This is a genomic window from Pseudoalteromonas sp. CO342X (assembly GCF_004208915.1).
Lineage (GTDB): Bacteria > Pseudomonadota > Gammaproteobacteria > Enterobacterales > Alteromonadaceae > Pseudoalteromonas > Pseudoalteromonas maricaloris.
The window spans coordinates 169,770-189,497 of the sequence record NZ_SGPH01000013.1 but is presented as its reverse complement, the minus strand read 5'-3'; the positions used below and the strand labels follow the sequence as shown (position 1 = coordinate 189,497).

Here is a 19,728-nt window from a genome sequence, read left to right as displayed (position 1 = left end):
TAAACTACCTGTTTAGTTAAATTCTAATTCTAATTCCTGCGCCGCCAGCAGTGATAAACGAGTTAAAAGCTCATCACTTGGCGTCACACACCATTGTGTTCCTAATGTTAACTCTGCTAATGCATCAGGACGCTGATATTTAATTTTTACCGGACACGTTCCAAATTTATATGGTTCTAGCACTTTTTTGAAATTATCAAAGAAGTTCGCGTCAATTTGAGCCATATTTAGCGTCATTTTTATTGCACTAATACGCTTTTCTCGCGCCTGAGCAATGGTAGAGATTTCTCTTGCGGTCATTGTAATGCCACCAGAGAAGTTATCAAAGCTGACCTGTCCAGATATTACCAAGATTTGGTTAATTTGCAGCATTTCTTGGTACATTTCAAACTGTTCAGGAAATAAGCGTACATCAATTCGGGCACTTTTGTCATCTAAAGTGATAAGTCCCCAACGCGCTCCTTTTTTGTTTATCAAGGTACGAGCATTGATAACCAGTCCCGCCGCGGTTGCTACCGTATCACGATTACCGGGTTGTAAGTCAACTAACTTGCCAGAGGTATAATATTTTAATTCTTTGCGATATTGATTAATTGGGTGGCCTGTTAGATAAAGACCTAAGGTTTCTTTTTCCCCATTTAACCATTCTTTATCACTGAGCGGCGTGGCTTTGATAAAGGCTTGTTCAACCTCCTCAGGCTCAACTGCTAGCAAACCAAATAAGTCGCTCTGTCCAAGTGATTCGGCTTTGTGGTGCTGCTCTGCCGACTTCATGGCATCCTTTAAGCTTGCCAGTAAAGTCGCGCGCCCTGGCTGATCTCTATCTGGGCCAAGCTTATCAAGCGCTCCCGCGTATATTAGCTTTTCAATCACGCGTTTATTTAGGCGTTTTAAGTCAACTCGCGCACAGAAGTCGAATAAATCTTTAAATTCTCCCCCTTGGGCTCGCGCTTCAAGGATCGCTTCAACTGGACCTTCACCCACGCCTTTTATCGCACCTATACCATAGACGATCTCACCTTGACGATTTACAGCAAATTTGTAGACACCGGCATTCACATCTGGTGGTAGCAGCGTCAACTTCATGTTTTCGCATTCATCGACCAAGGTTACGATTTTGTCGGTATTATCCATATCCGCTGACATTACCGCCGCCATAAACTCGGCAGGGAAATGGGTCTTCATCCATAGCGTTTGGTAAGACACCAACGCGTAAGCAGCAGAGTGTGATTTGTTAAAGCCGTAACCCGCGAATTTCTCTACCAAGTCGAAGATTTTCATCGCAAGTTCGCCTTCGACGCCATTGTTTTTGGCACCATCTTCGAACGTTGCACGTTGCTTCGCCATTTCTTCTGGCTTTTTCTTACCCATTGCACGACGAAGCAAGTCTGCGCCGCCTAGGCTATAACCTGCAAGCACCTGCGCTATCTGCATTACCTGTTCTTGGTAAAGGATGATCCCGTAGGTCGGCTCCAGTATAGGTTGTAGGCTTTCGTGCTGATATTGCGCATCAGGATACGATACTTCCTCGCGACCATGCTTACGGTCGATAAAGTTATCTACCATGCCCGATTGCAGCGGGCCTGGACGGAATAGCGCAACCAGTGCGATCATGTCTTCGAAACAGTCTGGCTTCAAGCGACGGATCAAGTCTTTCATACCACGAGATTCCAACTGGAATACCGCAGTTGTTTGTGCGTCTAGTAACACTTTAAAACTTGCAGGGTCATCCAGTGGGATCGCAGCAATATCAATCGGTTCTCGACTTTCTCTGCCAAGGCGTTCGTTCGCCATGTCGAGCGCCCATTGCAAAATGGTTAGCGTTCTTAGACCGAGGAAGTCAAACTTAACCAGACCTGCAGTTTCTACGTCATTCTTATCAAACTGGGTAACTGGGAATTTACCTTCTTCGTCACAATACAGTGCTGCAAAGTCGGTAATAGTGGTAGGCGAGATAACAACACCACCGGCGTGTTTACCCGCGTTACGTGTACAGCCTTCAAGAATACGACATTTATCGATCAGTTCACGAACTTCTTCGTCACTGTCATAAGCTTCAGGCAAGCGAGGCTCAACATCAAACGCTTTGGCAAGTGTCATACCAGGGTCGCCAGGTACAAGCTTGGAGATCCTATCTACGAAGCCATAAGGGTGACCGAGCACACGACCTACGTCTCGAATTACCGCTTTTGCCGCCATCGTACCAAAGGTGATGATCTGAGATACGGCGTCTCGACCATACAGTTTAGCAACGTGGTCAATTACCTCGTCTCGTCTATCCATACAGAAGTCGACGTCAAAGTCTGGCATCGAAACCCGCTCGGGGTTAAGGAATCGTTCGAATAGGAGATCGAATTCAAGTGGGTCAAGATCCGTGATCTTAAGCGCATATGCCACCAAAGAGCCGGCACCGGAACCACGACCAGGACCGACAGGGATGCCGTTATCCTTACTCCACTGAATGAACTCCATTACGATTAAGAAGTAACCAGGGAATCCCATTTGGTTGATAACGTCGAGTTCAACCTGCAGACGGTCGTCATACTCACCACGCTTTTCTTTACGATCATTTTCATCAGGGAATAAGAACTGCAACCGTTCTTCTAGACCATCTCGCGATACTTTTACCAAGAAATCTTCAATCGCCAGATCGCCCGTTGGATAATCTGGTAGGAAGTAGGTGCCAAGCTGTACCGTCACGTTACAGCGCTTAGCGATTTCTACGGTGTTTTCTAAAGCTTCTGGAATGTCACTAAAGAGCGCTTGCATTTGCTCTGAAGTCTTTAAATATTGCTCTTTAGAAAAGCGTTTTGGTCGATTTTTGTCTTCTAATGTATAACCGTCGTGAATCGCAACACGAATTTCGTGGGCATCAAAGTCTTTTTCGTGTAAAAACACCACTTCATTCGTCGCCACAACGGGTATATTACGCGCAGTCGCAACCTCCACAGCACCATGGAGATATTCTTCTTCTTGTGCACGTGCGGTGCGTTGCAGCTCAATATAAAAATGGTCGCTAAAATGCTGCTCGTAAAACGCCAGCGTTTCTTCAATTAGCTTAGGATTGCCTTTTAGGATGGCTTTGCCTAAATCGCCATCTTTCGCGCCGGAGATAAGGATCAGCCCTTCTTTATATTTTGCAAGCCACTCTTTATCAATTACAGGGCGATGGAATACATGACCGCGAAGATAGGCATCGGAGATCAACAAGGTTAGGTTTTTATACCCTTGATTGTTCTTAGCGAGAACGAGAATTCGGCTTGGTTCATCAGGAAATTGATCTGACTTTAGCCAAAAATCCGCACCAATTATTGGCTTGATCCCTGCCCCGTGTGCGCCACCATAAAAACGCACCAAACCACATAAGTTCATTTGATCGGTGATGGCAAGCGCAGGCATTGCAAGCTCTTCGGCCCTTGCCACAATTGGTTTGGTCTTCGCTAGACCATCCACCATTGAGAAGTCACTGTGTACACGCAAATGGACAAACTGCGGGGCTGGCATGCTTACTCCTTCTCGGCCAAAATTCGTTGCACAGGCTTAAAGCTTGTACGGTGATGCGGAGTAACCCCATGTGCTTCGAGCGCGGCAAAGTGGGCTTTGGTTGGATAACCTTTGTGGCCTGCAAAACCAAACTCAGGATATTCCGCATCGAGTGCTAACATCTCATTGTCTCGGGTGACTTTCGCCAATATGGATGCCGCACTTATCTCGGCAACTAGGCTATCCCCTTTTACAACTGCGGTTGCCGCAACACTCAGCTTAGGTAAACGATTTCCATCAACAAATACATGATCAGGTTGAATTTCCAATCCTTCAACTGCGCGTGTCATCGCCAACATCGTTGCGTGAAGAATATTCAAATCGTCAATTTCTGCAACTGACGCTCTCGCAATGCAGTAACATAATGCCTTTTCTTTTATCTCTTCTGCCAATGCAATGCGCTTTTTCTCTGACAGTTTTTTTGAGTCGGTTAAACCTACTATTGGTTTGGTTGGGTCTAAAATGACGGCAGCGGTTACAACGTCACCCACCAACGGGCCACGCCCTACCTCGTCAACGCCTGCAATATACTGCACATCAGGACGTTCAATTTGCATCTATTAACTCCATTACAGCCTGAGCCGCTTGTTTGCTGGCATTTAGGCGAATGTTCTCATGTATCTCGTAAAACTTTCTCACAAGCTTGCTATTATTGCCTTTTAACATCGGGAAAAGTGCATCAGCGAGTGCGTCAGGATTACACTCTGCCTGTAAAAACTCAGGCACAAGTGGTGCATCAGCCAATAAATTCGGCAAAGCAAAGTATTTGATGTTAAAGGTAAAAAAGGTATTAAAAATCCAATAACTCTTAGGATTTAGCTTATACCCTACCACCATTGGCTTCTTATATAGCATCGCCTCAAGTGTGGCAGTACCCGAAGCCAGTAAAACGCTATCCGCAGCTTGCATTGCCAGTGCTGACTGGCCGTCAAGCATAATTGGGTTCAATTCCGGCGCGACTTCGTTCAAGGCTTCCAAAAACTGTGCTCTGCGCTTTTCGTTTACCAAAGGCACGACTATTTTTAAGTCAGGAATTTTATCGACTAATTTTTTTGCGGTGGCGAGGTAAGTGCGGCTCAATAAGCCAACTTCAGAGCCCCGACTACCAGGAAGCAGTGCTAAAACCGTATCATCTTGACTTAAGTTCAGCTGTGCACGCGCACCTGCGGTATCCGGTTCAAGTGGAATTTCATCCGCCAGCGTATGACCCACAAATGTACAAGGCACTTCATGTTTATCATAAAAGGCTTTTTCGAACGGCAGCAAAGACAGCACTAGGTTAGTCGCTTCAGCAATCTTATGGATGCGCTTTTGACGCCACGCCCACACACTCGGGCTTACATACTGAATGGTTTTAATTCCTGCCGCTTTCAACGGTTTTTCAACACGCAAATTAAAATCCGGCGCATCAATACCGATGAATACATCAGGTGGATTATCAATAAAGTAGTTCACCAACTGCTTTTTAATTTTTAGCAAGCGAGGTAAGCGACCAAGCACTTCGACTAGTCCCATAACAGCCAGTTCATCCATATCAAACAGGCTTTTACAACCCGCTTGTTGCATTTTAGGACCACCGATCCCGACAAAATTGGCATTGGGGTAATGAAGTTTTAGCGCGTTTATGAGGCCAGCACCGAGTATATCGCCCGATAACTCTCCTGCGACCACGCCAATGGTGATATTTTTTTCGTTAGCCATTGTTATTTTTCAGTATAAAAAAACGCCATACAAAATGTATGGCGTAAGTATAACCTGTATTGCGGTTCAAGTTTAGCGGATCAAACCACGATTAGAAGTCGCAATAAAATCAATCATTTGCTGAACTGCTGCGAACTCAGAAGCGTCTTCTTTTAGCGCCTCTAACGCATCTTCTAAACGCAGCCCCTTACGGAACAACGTTTTGTATGCGCGTCTTGTTGCCATGATTTCATCAGACTCAAAGCCGCGACGCTTTAAACCTTCAGTATTAATTGCAACGGGTCTCGCTGGCGTGCCGGTCGTTGTAACGAAAGGCGGCACGTCTTGGTTCACACCAGAGTACATACCAATAAAGGCATGTGAACCCACTTTACAAAATTGATGTACACCTGAATTACCCGCAAGGATAACCCAGTCACCAATATGTACATGTCCGGCTACACTTGCATTGTTAGCGAAAATCACATTGCTGCCAATGACTGCGTCGTGTGCCACATGGGTGTAAGCCATAAATAGGTTGTTGCTACCAATTCGAGTGATCCCTTCGTCTTGAATTGTGCCACGATGGATAGTCGCACACTCACGAATAACGTTGTTATCACCAATAATTAGCTTGGTTGGTTCATCCTTGTACTTTTTATCTTGGCAGGCTTCCCCTACTGACGCGAATTGGAAAATGTGATTGCCTGAACCAATCTCAGATGGGCCTTTGATCACAACATGTGATTCAATCTTACAGTTATCACCAATGATTACGTCATTGCCAATATAACTATAAGGGCCTACAGAAACATTCTCGCCTAGACGCGCGCCTGATTCGATAATTGCGGTAGGATGAATAGCCATTAAAACTCTCTTCTAGCACACATAATTTCAGCTGAACACACAGTTTTGCCTTCTACTTTAGCTTCAGCACTGAATTTCCAGATGTTACGGCGTTCTTTTTCGAACTTAACGTGCAAATGCATCGTGTCACCCGGTAAAACAGGTTGTTTGAAACGTGCATTATCAATCGCCGCAAATAAGTATAGTTCATTCTCGCTGCGATTCTCGACCGTTTTAAAACCAAGTAAACCGGTTGCCTGAGCCATCGCTTCTAAGATCAACACACCTGGGAAAATAGGTTGCTCTGGAAAGTGACCTGTGAAAATAGGCTCATTAATCGTCACGTTTTTAATCGCGTGAAGATATTCACCAGGCTTAAAATCTACCACTTTGTCAACAAGCAACATTGGGTAGCGGTGCGGAAGAAGTTTTAAAATCTCTTGGATATCAAAGCTGTTTAATTCGTTAGCCAAAATAGCTTCCTTATTCTACATCAGTATCTTTAAGCTGTGCTGTCAGCAGCTCAAGTGCCTTCAGGCGCGACTTAAAGTCAGATAAATTGCGTAAGTGTGCAATAGACTTACGCCACTCTTTATTCGTTTGGTGAGGTAAACCAGAAGAATAGATCCCTGGCTCAGTAATTCCTTTAGTAACCATGCTCATACCAGTAATGACAACCCCATCACAAATTTCGTTGTGACCATTGATTGCTGTCATGCCACCAATTTGGCAGTACTTGCCGATTTTAACACTGCCCGCCAGTACCGTGCAGCCTGCGATAGCTGTACCGTAACCAACTTCGACGTTATGGGCAATTTGGATCTGGTTATCTAAAATGACGTTGCTATGAATAATGGTGTCTTCTAGCGCACCTCTATCAATAGAAGTACTCGCGCCAACTTCGACACGGTCGCCAATAATTACGGTGCCAACTTGAGGGATTTTAACCCACTCGCCTTTCTCGTTGGCGTAGCCAAAACCATCACTTCCTATTACGGCACCTGACTGGAATAGGCATTGTTCGCCTATCTGTACTTCATGATAGACGGTTACGTTTGCCCAGAGTTTAGTCTTTGCGCCTATTTTGGCATGTTTTCCAATGAAACAGCCTGGCCCTATCTCAACATCATCACCAATCACAGCGCCATCTTCAATTACAGCATTCGCACCCACACTGACGTTTGCACCAAGTGTTGCTGTATCAGAGATAACTGCTGTACGATGAACTCCTGATGCTGCGCTAGGTGTTGAGTCTAGCTTCTGTGCAAGTTTTGCATAGGCTACATAAGGATCCGCGATAATGAGTTTATTACCCGCAAAATAATCCGCGTCTTTTTCACTCAAGATCACGGCCCCCGCAGTCGTGCTTTCAAGCTGACCACGGTATTTGCTGTTGGCTAAAAACGCGATTTGGTCGTCTTTTGCCTGTGCGAGAGTGGCGATATTTCGAATTGATTTATCGCCATCACCTTGCAGCTGAGCACCTAGATACTCAGCAAGTTGAGATAAGGTGTGAAGTTTTGTCATTACTTATTGCTAACCGCTTTTACCACTTCTTCAGAAAGGTCGGCTACTTTATCAGGATTGAAGTAAATTGTCGTATCTTTTACTTTAACTTCGTCAAACTTACCTTTTTTAGCAACAGACTCAATCGCATCTACGATTAGCTTTTGTACTTTAGCAAGCTCTTGGTTTTGACGAACTTTAATTTCTTGCTCTAGTGGACGACCTTTTTCAGCAAGTGTCTTTTGCATGCCTTGGATCTTTTCACGAAGCGCTTCTTTTTGCTCTTCACTCATTGTCGTTGCTTCGCGCTTAAATTTTTCAGCTTCGAAACGAATGTCACCTTGAATTTTTTCAAGTTCTTGACGACGCTCAGCGAACTCAGCTTGTAGTGTCTGTTCAATTTTCGCCATTTGTGGAATTTGCTTATACACTTCCTGCATGTCTACGATGCCTACTTTGTGTGCAAATGCGCTACCTGAAGCACCCATCATTAGTGCTGCAGTCATGGCTAGTGTTGATGATTTAATAAATTTTTTCACAATAAAACTCCTTAGAATGTATTACTGATATTGAAGCTGATCGTCTTCGTATCGTCTTCTTCTTCTTTTTTGAGTGGGTAAGCGAAACTGATCAGCATAGGTCCCATAGGCGAGATCCACTGAATCGATAAACCCGTTGATACTCTGAACCTTGATGGATCAGAGAAATCAGAAAGTAGATTGTATTGATCTTCTGGCAAGTTGTTATAACGGTCTACATCAAACTCAGTATCCCAAACGTTTGCCGCATCGACGAAGAAGCTCGTTCTTACTGAACTCGTGTTTTCTTCGTCTAGGAATGGCGTTGGTACGATAAGCTCAAGACCTGCTAGTGCTTTTGCGTTACCACCGATACGACCACCTAGATTTAGCGTATCAAATTGCTGATCGCCGCCAATACAGCTACCTGATGTACCATCTGGTTTAGGTGTGCCCGGAATACACTTAGGCGCACGCTGTACCGCTCGAGGTAGAATCGTGTTTCGGTCAAAACCACGTAGTTCTTGCTCTGAAATACGGAAGAACTCTTGGAATGGCAACACTTGCTCAAAGCCATTGGTCTCACCATAACCATTACCATAGCCTAAACCCGCTCTCGCTGAGAATACCCAACGATGGTCATTACTGATTGGCCAGTAAAAACGTGAATCGTAATTGATCTTGAAGAAATTAAGATCTGAGTTTGGTGTAGTAATACTTAAGTTCAAGCTTTGACGAGAACCTGCAGTTGGGAACATACCACGGTTAACCGTTACACGTGACCAACCTGCACTTAACTCATATTTAGTAAAGTCATAATCGGCATTTGGATCGCTTTCGTTTAAGAAGCTCTCACGAAGTACTCGTGTTTGCTCAAAGTCCGAAATTTGCGAAAGGCTTTCTTCAATCCAACGAATACCAAAGTTAACACGGTTAATCGCATTAATTGGGAAACCAAAGTTAGTACCGAGACCATAGCTGGTCGATTTATAATCTACGATACCAAACTCACTCGCATCGAACTTACTGTAGAAGATACTGCTGCCTTGCGACACACCGTCAGGCGTGAAGTAAGGGTCAGTGTAGGACACACTATAACGTTCTGAACCACGCGAAGTGTTGATATTGAAAGCAACTTGGTTACCAGATCCTAGGAAGTTTGACTCACTGACACCAATGTTAAACTGAAGGCCCGCATAAGAACCATAAGCAACACCCGCTTGGAAACTACCTGCTGGCTGTTCTTTTACTTTAAAGTCAACATCAACCTGATCTTCAACACCAGGAATTGGCTTGACTTCAAACTCTACCGATTCCATATATGGCAAACGTTGAATTTGAAGCTTTGAACGCTCTAGGTTTTGGTTAGACAACCACGCACCTTCAAGCTGCGTCATTTCACGACGTAACACCTCGTCTGCTGTATTTTGGTTACCGTTCACCACGATGCGACGTACATATACGCGCTTTCCAGGATCAACAGATAGTGTTAATTGTACTTCTTTGTTTTCATCATCGATTTCTGGAACGGTTCGTACTTCAGCATTGGCATATCCAAAACGCGCCAAATAACTCTTAATGAAGTCTTCCGTTGCCGTCACAACTGAGCCGTTGTAAAGCTCACCAGCACGAAGTGGCACTATGCCTTTAATTAAGTCTTCACGACCTAATAAGTCACCAATGAAATCAAACCCTTTAACGGTATATTTTTCACCTTCGGTGATGTTTGCCGTAACATAAACTGATTCACGTTCTGGGCTTACTGAAACCTGCGTTGAATCGATGTTAAAACGCAAATAACCACGGTCTAGGTAAAAACTGCGGATCTTTTCTAAATCGCCTTCAATGGTTTGTTTTTGATAACGGTCATTAGAGAGGAAGCGCCACCAAGGTAAGTCCTGCTGAGATTCAATTAGGTTAAGAAGTTCTTCGTCCGAGAACAGCTCATTACCAACGAGGTTAATTTGACGTACAGAAGCAGCATCACCCTCTTCAAACTTCAGCATCAGCTTCACACGGTTACGTGGCAATTCAACAATGCTGACTTCAACCTTAGCGTTGTATTTACCAATACTGTGGAAGAATTCCGTTAAGCCTTTTTCGATACTATCAAGTACCGTTCTGTCTAACGGCTCACCTTGGCGAATATTTTGCTGTTCTAAACTCTCGTTTAGCTGCTCGTCTTTGATGTCTTTGTTACCATCGAATTCGATTGAGCTGATAGTTGGACGTTCTTTAACCTTAAAAATAATCTGATTACCATCACGGAATACCGCAATGTTGTCAAAGTGGCCAGACTTATACAGCGCCTTGATTGTGCGTGAAATAGTAAACTGATCGACATTGTCACCAACGTTGATCGGAATATGTGTCAATGCAGCACCTAGTGCAACGCGCTGCAGCCCTTCTACTTTTAAATCTTCTACGATAAAGGAGTTTTGCCCTAAGGCAGCAAAACTAGCGCCCAGTAAACTGGTTACTGCAATGTGTTTTTTTATAGGCATTTTATTATCTTTATCCTTTACAACAATTTTGGCGCGATACGCTAAGGCCCATTACATCACAACATTCAAACGTTACAGCTTTTGTATTATGTTATCCGTTGTATGCTTGAACAAAAATGCAAACATTTAAATTGCATATAATGTGCGCTTTTTAGCACCGCACGGCTTAAAGCCGAGAAACATCATTAAATAGTGCAAAAAACGTTAAGGCAAGAAGAAGCGCCGCTCCAATCTTAAACCCAAACTCTTGTGTCTTTTCAGAGACTGGTTTTCTGCGAATTAGTTCAATTAAGTAATACATTAAATGCCCACCATCTAAGACAGGGAGCGGTAATAAGTTAAAAACTCCTAAATTCACGCTGATAAGCGCTAAGAAGCCTAAAAATGCAACTAACCCGTAACTAACACTATTTCCGGCACTAACCGCGATCCCCACAGGCCCGCTTAAGTTTTTTACCGAGACTTGGCCCGTGATTAAGTTGCCGATCATGTCGAAACTTAAGGCAATCAAGTCGTAAGTTTTACGAATGCCAAGCACCATACTATCTAGGATGCCGTATTGTCTAGTTTCAATATAACCATTTGGCCATTTTTCCATCACAGGCACAACGCCCAAATAGCCTTGTACGACACCTTCTGGTGAAGTTTTTGCCTGAGGTGTTATCGTTAGGGTTTGTGGCTGACCATCGCGCAGAATATCAATGCTTATGGCTTGATTTGCAGATTTTTGAACTCGGCTCACCAGCTGTTGCCACGATGCCAATTTGTCACCATTTATCGCAACCAGCGTGTCATCTACTTGTAAGCCACCTTTGTCGGCAGCTGCACCTTCTTCGATATAACCGAGCTGCAGCGTCAGCGGTGGCCTATAAGGCGTAATGCCGACTGAGGTCAGTGGCGCTTCATCTTGCTTTTCCAGTTTCCAATCGCTCAAACGTAGCGTGCGAATAGCCAAACTACCTTTTTCATCTTGTACTTTGGCAACCAGAGATGGTTCACCTAAATGCACCATCAATTCAAACGTGACGTCTTGCCATGAGTGTACTAACTCATCATTCAGTGCAATGATGTGGTCACCTGATTGAAATCCAGCATCCGCCGCGATACTGGTTGGTGTCACACCACCAACGACGGGTTTTACGGATTGAACCCCTACCATATACATTGCCGCTAACGCGACAATGGCAAACAAAAAGTTTGCCATGGGGCCTGCAGCTACCACAGCGATACGAGAAAGTACTGGCTTATTATTGAAGGCAAGGTGGCGCTCCTGCTCTGGCACATCATCAACGCGTTCATCGAGCATTTTGACATAGCCGCCAAGTGGAATTGCGGCGATAACGTATTCGGTTTGATGTTTGTCATACCATTTGACTAAAGGCTTACCAAAACCAATAGAAAAACGTAAGACCTTAACGCCGGCTTTTCTGGCAACCCAAAAATGGCCATATTCATGAACGGTAACTAAAATCCCTAAAGCAAGAATAAATGAGCCTAAGTGCCAGAAAAATTCAAACATAGTTACCTCAATGTGGCGATAATTTGCTGCGCTCGGTGGCGGGCCGTTCGGTCTGTTTCCATAATAGACTCAACGGATTCTAATACGCCAAGCGTGCTTTGCTCAAGCGTTAAGGCATTGACTCGATAGATATCGCAAAACCCTATCTTACCCTCTAAAAATGCCGCAACAGCGATTTCATTTGCGGCATTCACTGTTGTTGTTGCGGCCTGACCACTACGACATGCGTCAATCGCTAATTTGAGGTTGGGATAACGGTTAAAATCTGGTTTGGTAAAAGTGAAATCGACAATCTGAGAAAAATCTAATGGCTCTACACCGGCGTCAATTCTTTCAGGATAGGCAAGCCCATATGCAATCGGCGTTCGCATGTCTGGCTGCCCCATTTGTGCGAGCACCGAGCCGTCGCGATACTGCACCATTGAGTGGATCATACTTTGTGGGTGGATCACCACTTCAATATCGTCAGCCGAGCAGTTAAATAACCACTTCGCTTCAATAAACTCTAGCCCTTTATTCATCATGGTCGCAGAGTCGACAGAGATTTTTCTGCCCATAGACCAATTAGGATGCGCAACCGCTTCTTCCACCGTTACTGAAGCTAAGGTAGCCAATGAACGCTGCAAGAAAGGTCCACCAGAACCGGTTAATAAAATCTTACTAACACCGCTGTGACTTAGGTTTGAAGATTGTCCCGTTTGAATGGTCGTTGGTAGGCACTGGTAAATAGCATTATGTTCACTGTCGATAGGGAGTAAAGTCGCACCATACGCTTTTACTTTATCCATAAACAGCTGGCCACTCATTACTAACGACTCTTTGTTCGCCAGCAGCACTTTTCTACCCGCCTCGACTGCCGCTAGTGTCGGTAACAACCCTGCTGCACCAACGATTGCGGACATCACGATATCCACATCTACGTGACGAGCCATCTCGGCCATTGCTTCAACGCCATGGAGTACTTCAGTGGTAGTGCCCACCAAACGTTGAGAAAGTTGCTGAGCTGCGTGCTCAGAGCTCATAACCGCGTATTTAGGCTGATGACGTAAACAAAGCTCAGCCATCTTTTCCGCGTTTTGCCCTGCGACTAAGGCAAATACACGATATTGTTCTTTATTGCGGCTAACGACATCTAAGGTTGATAGTCCAATAGAGCCTGTCGCTCCTAGTACTACCAAGTTTTGCTCGCTCATAGCACAACCGTCCAAGCGTAGCAAAAAGCAAAAATGGGTGCCGCGGCCGTTAAGCTATCAATGCGATCTAGGATACCGCCGTGACCTGGCAAACAACGGCCTGAATCTTTAAGACCTACTTCGCGCTTAAACATACTTTCAAGCAAATCACCAACGGCAGAAAATAGCGCGATAATAATGGTCATTGCAGCGTAAATTGGCCACATATTGAGATCAATTGCGGCGAAGTGACAAAACACTAACACAAAAACAACTGCGGTGATCACGCCACCAACAAGACCTTCAATCGTTTTATTAGGGCTTACTTTAGGCATAAGCTTATGCTTACCTAAATTCTTTCCAGCGAAGTAAGCGCCAATGTCCGCGCTCCACACTATGCCCAATACCACCATGATAAGGACTGAGCCTATGTGCTCGCCATCTTCATATCCGGCACTACGCATCACGTTTAACGCAAGCCACAACGGGACTAGCGTCAGTACACCGGCGATGGAGCGCATCATGATCCCTTCATTCCAAGCACGAGCTGCTCGTGGGTATTTCACCACCAAGAAAGTAGCGACCAACCACCACGCAAAAGCGAGCGTAAATACATAATTGGCATCAGCGACTAAGCGCCCTTGCTGCCATAAATCCTGTATCGGCCAATGGGTGTTAAGCAATAGAATTAACACCGCCATAACGCCAACGAAAGTAAAACGCTGACGCTTTTGACATAGGCCCGCAAGCGCCGACCACTCCCATGCACCAAGCAAAACGATTAGTGCGGCAATCGTACTAAACATTGCCAGCGGTGTATAAAACACCAAAAGTAGAGCCAGAGGTGCAAGCACCGCTGACGTTAGAATACGTTGTTTTAACAAATTTGAACCCTTAACTTGTTGCGTCTTTCTCTGCGAGGAGCTGCTTTATCTGCTCTCCTGTGCATCCGAAGCGTCGCTCTCTAGACACGTAACAAGCAATGGCTTCAGAGAATGCTTGCTCGTCAAAATCAGGCCAAAGCGTGTCGGTAAAATAGAGTTCGGCATATGCAGCTTGCCATAGCAAGAAGTTACTGATGCGGAAGTCGCCTCCCGTTCTGATCAGCAAGTCGAGATTCGCTTGATCGGCCATCGTCATCTGCTCTGTCAAGGCATCTTCGGTTATATCACTTGGTTGCAATTCACCTGCTGCAACTTGTTTTGCGAGGTGTTGTGCTGCCTGTGTGATATCCCAACGTCCACCGTAATTTGCTGCAATGTTTAAGTTAAGCCCTGTATTGTCCTGGGTCAATGTTTGAGCTTCATGAACACGCTTTTGGAGGCTGTCAGGAAAACGAGAAAGATCGCCAATAATGGTTAGCTTTACGTTGTTCTTATGTAATTTTTTAACTTCTTTAGACAGCACATAAATAAATAATTCCATTAACGTGCTGACTTCATCTTCTGGCCTACGCCAGTTTTCACTACTAAAGGCAAATAGCGTCAGAGACTCTATACCTAACTTGGAACAGAATTGTACAGCACTGCGAACCGAATCTACGCCCTTCTTGTGTCCGAAGGCGCGAGGACGCCTGCGAGCTTGAGCCCAACGACCGTTGCCATCCATTATTATCGCAACATGTTTTGGCAATGATTGCTGCGAAATAACCTCTGCTTCTAAAACCATAATTCCAATTTAAGTGAAAAAAAACGCCGCCTAGTATACCCTAGGCGGCGCTTCAAACCTAATAAATTTGTCAGTGTACCTAGCCAAAAAAACGCTAACTGCTCAGAAACAAAGCAGAAATTTCTGCAATACGTAAACAGTGCGTAAATATAAACGCTAGGATAAAGACATTTAGATTTCCATCAACTCTGCTTCTTTCGCGCTTAGTTGAGTATCCATTTCTTTGATGAACTTATCAGTCAATTTTTGGATATCATCTTCAGCTTGACGTGCTTCGTCTTCAGAAATTTCTTTGTCTTTTAGCAATGATTTAATATCACCGTTTGCATCACGGCGAATGTTACGTACTGCAACACGACCACCTTCAACCTCACCACGTACGATCTTGATAAGATCTTTACGACGCTCTTCAGTTAATGGAGGAAGTGGAACACGGATCACAGTACCTGCTGACATTGGGTTTAAACCTAAGTCAGAAGACATGATTGCTTTTTCTACCGCTTGTGCAAGCGATTTGTCGAATACGCTGATAGCCAGTGTACGAGAGTCTTCCGTCGTTACGTTTGCTACTTGGTTTAACGGTGTATCTGCACCGTAGTAAGAAACAGAAATACCATCTAGTAGCGCAGGGTGTGCACGACCTGTGCGGATTTTAGAAAGCTGGCTTCCAAGTGCAGCCACACTTTTTTTCATGCGCTCTTGAGCGTCTTTTTTAATATCTTCGATCACAATACTTTCCTAGTCTGTTCTTGTTATGCCAGATTATACTCGCAATTTAGAGATTCGCTACTTAACTGCGAGTTGCTGAAATAGTCGTCAGATTATTCTGCTGCTTGAGAAGAGATAAGGGTACCTTCCTCTTCACCCATGATGACATTTTTCAATGCACCCGGTTTATTCATGTTGAATACGCTGATTGGCATATTGTGGTCACGTGCCAATGTAAATGCAGCTAAATCCATCACTTTCAATTCTTTGTCGATAACTTCGTTGTAAGTTAACGTGCGGTACAGCGTAGCATCTGGGTTTTTCACCGGATCGTCACTAAATACCCCTTCAACCTTAGTAGCTTTAATCACGGTATCCGCTTCAATCTCGATACCGCGCAAACATGCTGCTGAGTCCGTGGTAAAGAACGGGTTGCCCGTACCTGCAGAGAAAATAACAACACGGCCAGATTTTAATAGGCTAATTGCTTCTGCCCAATTGTACGCATCACACACACCATTTAGCGGGATAGCAGACATCAAACGTGCGTTTACAAAAGCGCGGTGCAGCGCATCACGCATCGCAAGGCCGTTCATGACGGTCGCTAGCATGCCCATGTGGTCGCCCACAACTCGGTTCATGCCCGCTTCTGCAAGTGAACCACCACGTAAGAAGTTACCGCCACCGATAACCAAACCCACTTCTACGTCGAGCTCTACTAACTCTTTGATTTCTTGTGCCATACGATCCAATACTTTTGGATCGATACCAAAGCCTTCATCTCCCATTAAAGCTTCACCACTAAGCTTTAAAAGAACGCGTCTAAAAACAGGTTTTTTATTGATAGTCATAATATCCGGGCCAATTAAAAGTGAGGTAAAAAATAACCGCGCTTATGCTAGACATAAATGCGCGGTTATTTTAGAGAATTTTCAGCAATGACGCAAAGCTAATGTCAGCTTTTACGTCATTAGGCATCACAATAAGTGATTACTGGCCTTTTGCTGCAGCGATTTGTGCTGCAACTTCTGCTGCGAAGTCTTCTTCTTTCTTCTCGATACCTTCACCTACTTCTAGGCGAACGAATGAAGAAACAGATGCATTCTTCTCTTTAAGGTAGTCACCCACTGATTTCTTAGGTTCCATGATGAAAGCTTGACCAGTAAGAGAGATCTCACCAGTGAACTTCTTCATACGACCAACAACCATCTTCTCAGCGATTTCAGCTGGCTTACCTTCGTTCATTGCGATTTCAACTTGAACCGCTTTTTCTTTTTCAACTACTTCAGCAGGTACGTCTTCTGGGTTTAGGTAGTCTGGCTTAGAAGCAGCAACGTGCATTGCAACGTGCTTAAGTGTTTCTTCGTCAGCATCACCAGCTACAACAACACCGATACGCTCGCCGTGACGGTAAGCAACTAGCTTGTCACCTTGGATGTAAGAAACACGACGGATGTTCATGTTCTCACCGATTTTAGCTACTAGTGCAACGCGAGTCTCTTCAAACTTAGCTTGTAAGTCTTCGATAGTTAGTTGCTCAGCTACAGCTGCGTCAGCAATTTCGTTAGCAAATGCAAGGAAGCTTGCATCTTTTGCTACGAAGTCAGTTTGACAGTTAACTTCTACTAGTGCAGCAAAACCTTCGCCTTGCTTGATGATGATTGTACCTTCAGCAGCGATGTTGCCTGCTTTTTTAGCAGCTTTAGCAGCACCACTTTTACGCATGTTTTCGATTGCTTGATCGATATCACCGCCAGTTTCTGTCAGTGCTTTTTTACAATCCATCATGCCAGCGCCAGTGCGCTCACGAAGTTCTTTTACTAGGGCAGCAGTTACAGCCATTAGAATATCCTCAAATCTGAATTCAGTTCTTGATAAAACCAACCTTAGGTTGGCTGAATATCAAATCAAGTACAGCTCGCCTCAATTTGATAAAAATCCGTTATCTTTCAAGGTCTGCTTGGCAAACAACGGGATAAGCAGTTAATCGCTTATAAAGAATATCAAGTCTTCACCAATAATTTGATGAAGACTTGATGACAGCTAATACCTAATCAGGTAATTACTCAGCTTCAACGAAGTCGTCGTTTTCTGCTTGAGCAACGATGTTGCTTTCACGACCTTCAGTGATAGCAGTCGCTACTGCACCAGTGTATAGCTGGATTGCACGGATAGCGTCGTCGTTACCTGGGATGATGAAATCAACACCATCTGGGTTTGAGTTAGTATCAACAACAGATACTACTGGGATACCTAGGTTGTTAGCTTCACGGATAGCGATGTGCTCGTGGTCAGCGTCGATAACGAAGATAGCGTCTGGAAGACCGCCCATATCTTTGATACCGCCAAGGCCTTTTTCAAGCTTTTGCATTTCACGAGTAAGCATTAGCGCTTCTTTCTTAGTAAGCTTCTCGAAAGTACCGTCTTGGCTTTGAGTCTCAAGCTCTTTAAGACGCTTGATTGATTGACGAACTGTTTTCCAGTTAGTCAACATACCACCTAACCAACGGTGATTTACATAGAACTGCTCACTTTGGATAGCCGCTTCTTTAACTGCTTCGCTTGCAGCGCGCTTAGTACCTACGAAAAGGATTTTGCCTTTGTTAGATGCTACGTTCTGTAAGAACTTAAGTGCATCGTTGAACATAGGAACTGTTTTTTCTAGGTTGATGATATGAACGCGGTTACGTGCACCGAAGATGAACGGCTTCATCTTAGGGTTCCAGTAACGTGCTTGGTGACCGAAGTGAACACCAGCTTGAAGCATATCGCGCATTGAAACGTTTGCCATTGTATATTTCCTCTAAAAGTTAGGGTTAGGCCTCCACATATCCCATAGCACCAACACGAAGTTTTTATAACTGCATGCACCCAAGTGTATGTGTCGATATGTGTGTGTGTTAATATTAATAAGTGTGTTGTCTTAACTACAAACATTCAATCTCATCGTGTGAGGAAGAATTATTTGTAAAAAGACGGCGCGCTTTATACCATATATAAAGAATTAACTCAATCTTATGCGTAAAATTTGTGCATAATAAATGTTCATCTAAATTGACTTGGAGTCTAAATGAGTGCTGTGATCAAAACCCCTGAAGAAATCGAAAAAATGCGTGTTGCCGGGCGTTTAGCCGCGGAAGTACTGGAAATGATCGAGCCGTATGTTAAGCCAGGGGTGACCACCGACGAATTAAACACCATTTGTCACAACTACATTGTTGATGAGCAAGGTGCTGTTCCTGCACCGCTAAATTATCACGGCTTTCCGAAGTCTATTTGTACCTCAGTTAACCACGTTATCTGTCACGGTATCCCAAACGATAAACCGCTAAAAGAGGGCGACATTATCAATATCGACATCACTGTGATCAAAGATGGTTATCATGGTGATACGTCAAAAATGTTTTACGTCGGTACACCAACTATCCAAGGTAAGCGCTTAAGCGAAATCACGCAAGAGAGCCTATACCTTGCGATAAAAATGGTAAAACCGGGCGTGCGTTTGGGTGATATTGGTGCTGCAATTCAAAAGTATGCAGAAGGCTTTAACTACTCTATCGTGCGTGAATATTGTGGTCACGGCATTGGTAAAGAATTCCATGAAGAACCACAAGTAATGCACTATGGCAAACCAGGCACTGGCGAAGTGCTTAAAGCTGGTATGTGTTTGACTATCGAGCCTATGGTTAACGCGGGTAAGCGCCAATGTAAGCTACTAAAAGATGAGTGGACTGTCGTAACCAAAGACCGTAGTCTGTCGGCGCAGTGGGAACACACGCTGCTTGTAACAGATAATGGCGTTGAGATCTTAACGCTACGCAATGACGAAACGATAGACCGCGTTATTACGCATTCAGCTTAATTGCAAAAAGCATTTATCAAAGCCAGCCAGATTGCTGGCTTTTTTATTGCGCAACTCACGCTACAGCGGTTACAACCCCTTTGTGTTTAGATATCAGTTACACGCAATGCTAGTTGCCCAATCCTTGACCCTTCACCTCCCCGTCACTCGCAATTCTTATTTATTTAGTGTAAAACAGGACTCTACTGTTTTTGCGCGCATG

17 protein-coding genes are annotated in these 19,728 nt (G+C 44.4%); 1 reads left to right on the top strand and 16 read right to left on the bottom strand.

The features are described from left to right. Positions 1–12: 12 nt before the first annotated feature. The 16 genes from dnaE to rpsB form a co-directional block, all read right to left on the bottom strand. On the bottom strand, positions 13–3,504 hold the full coding sequence (gene dnaE, locus EXT47_RS05510) for a DNA polymerase III subunit alpha (RefSeq protein WP_039497151.1): 3,492 nt from the start codon (positions 3,502–3,504) through the stop codon (positions 13–15). Positions 3,505–3,506: 2 nt separating this feature from the next. Next, positions 3,507–4,100 (bottom strand): ribonuclease HII, encoded by a 594-nt coding sequence (gene rnhB / locus EXT47_RS05505; RefSeq protein WP_039497148.1) that lies wholly within the window; start codon positions 4,098–4,100, stop codon positions 3,507–3,509. Then, the gene (gene lpxB / locus EXT47_RS05500; protein WP_039497147.1) at positions 4,090–5,244 is read right to left on the bottom strand and encodes a lipid-A-disaccharide synthase; all 1,155 of its coding nucleotides are present in this window, start codon (positions 5,242–5,244) and stop codon (positions 4,090–4,092) included. The genes rnhB and lpxB overlap by 11 nt, the downstream gene beginning before the upstream one ends. A 72-nt stretch (positions 5,245–5,316) precedes the next feature. After that, positions 5,317–6,090: an acyl-ACP--UDP-N-acetylglucosamine O-acyltransferase gene (gene lpxA / locus EXT47_RS05495; RefSeq protein WP_039497145.1), complete on the bottom strand. Its 774-nt coding sequence runs from the start codon at positions 6,088–6,090 to the stop codon at positions 5,317–5,319. Further along, the gene (gene fabZ / locus EXT47_RS05490) at positions 6,090–6,542 is read right to left on the bottom strand and encodes a 3-hydroxyacyl-ACP dehydratase FabZ (protein ID WP_010371351.1); all 453 of its coding nucleotides are present in this window, start codon (positions 6,540–6,542) and stop codon (positions 6,090–6,092) included. Before fabZ ends, lpxA begins: the two co-directional genes overlap by 1 nt. 10 nt (positions 6,543–6,552) lie before the next feature. Then, complete coding sequence (gene lpxD / locus EXT47_RS05485) at positions 6,553–7,596, bottom strand: UDP-3-O-(3-hydroxymyristoyl)glucosamine N-acyltransferase (RefSeq protein WP_039497143.1); 1,044 nt, start codon at positions 7,594–7,596, stop codon at positions 6,553–6,555. Further along, positions 7,596–8,114 (bottom strand): OmpH family outer membrane protein, encoded by a 519-nt coding sequence (locus EXT47_RS05480; protein ID WP_010371344.1) that lies wholly within the window; start codon positions 8,112–8,114, stop codon positions 7,596–7,598. The genes lpxD and EXT47_RS05480 overlap by 1 nt, the downstream gene beginning before the upstream one ends. Before the next feature lie 11 nt (positions 8,115–8,125). Beyond that, positions 8,126–10,597, bottom strand: a complete 2,472-nt coding sequence (gene bamA, locus EXT47_RS05475; RefSeq protein ID WP_039497140.1) for an outer membrane protein assembly factor BamA — start codon at positions 10,595–10,597, stop codon at positions 8,126–8,128. Between the two features lie 166 nt (positions 10,598–10,763). Next, on the bottom strand, positions 10,764–12,116 hold the full coding sequence (gene rseP, locus EXT47_RS05470) for a sigma E protease regulator RseP (protein ID WP_039497139.1): 1,353 nt from the start codon (positions 12,114–12,116) through the stop codon (positions 10,764–10,766). 2 nt (positions 12,117–12,118) lie between these two features. Beyond that, a complete protein-coding gene (gene ispC, locus EXT47_RS05465; RefSeq protein ID WP_130126048.1) occupies positions 12,119–13,309 on the bottom strand; it encodes a 1-deoxy-D-xylulose-5-phosphate reductoisomerase in 1,191 nt (396 codons plus the stop codon). After that, positions 13,306–14,172, bottom strand: coding sequence for a phosphatidate cytidylyltransferase (locus EXT47_RS05460; RefSeq protein WP_017216091.1), 867 nt, complete (start codon positions 14,170–14,172; stop codon positions 13,306–13,308). Before EXT47_RS05460 ends, ispC begins: the two co-directional genes overlap by 4 nt. Positions 14,173–14,182: 10 nt before the next feature. Beyond that, entirely contained in the window at positions 14,183–14,956 is a 774-nt protein-coding gene (locus tag EXT47_RS05455; protein ID WP_017216092.1) for an isoprenyl transferase, read from the bottom strand. Between the two features lie 171 nt (positions 14,957–15,127). Next, positions 15,128–15,685, bottom strand: coding sequence for a ribosome recycling factor (gene frr / locus EXT47_RS05450; RefSeq protein ID WP_010371327.1), 558 nt, complete (start codon positions 15,683–15,685; stop codon positions 15,128–15,130). A gap of 92 nt (positions 15,686–15,777) precedes the next feature. Continuing rightward, a complete protein-coding gene (pyrH, locus tag EXT47_RS05445; protein WP_010371324.1) occupies positions 15,778–16,515 on the bottom strand; it encodes a UMP kinase in 738 nt (245 codons plus the stop codon). A gap of 139 nt (positions 16,516–16,654) precedes the next feature. Then, positions 16,655–17,506: a translation elongation factor Ts gene (tsf, locus tag EXT47_RS05440; RefSeq protein WP_010371321.1), complete on the bottom strand. Its 852-nt coding sequence runs from the start codon at positions 17,504–17,506 to the stop codon at positions 16,655–16,657. 220 nt (positions 17,507–17,726) lie between these two features. Next, positions 17,727–18,455, bottom strand: coding sequence for a 30S ribosomal protein S2 (gene rpsB, locus EXT47_RS05435; RefSeq protein WP_010371318.1), 729 nt, complete (start codon positions 18,453–18,455; stop codon positions 17,727–17,729). Positions 18,456–18,734: 279 nt separating this feature from the next. Between rpsB and map the strand changes: the two genes are divergently transcribed. Continuing rightward, positions 18,735–19,526, top strand: coding sequence for a type I methionyl aminopeptidase (gene map, locus EXT47_RS05430; RefSeq protein ID WP_039497131.1), 792 nt, complete (start codon positions 18,735–18,737; stop codon positions 19,524–19,526). Positions 19,527–19,728: the final 202 nt, after the last annotated feature.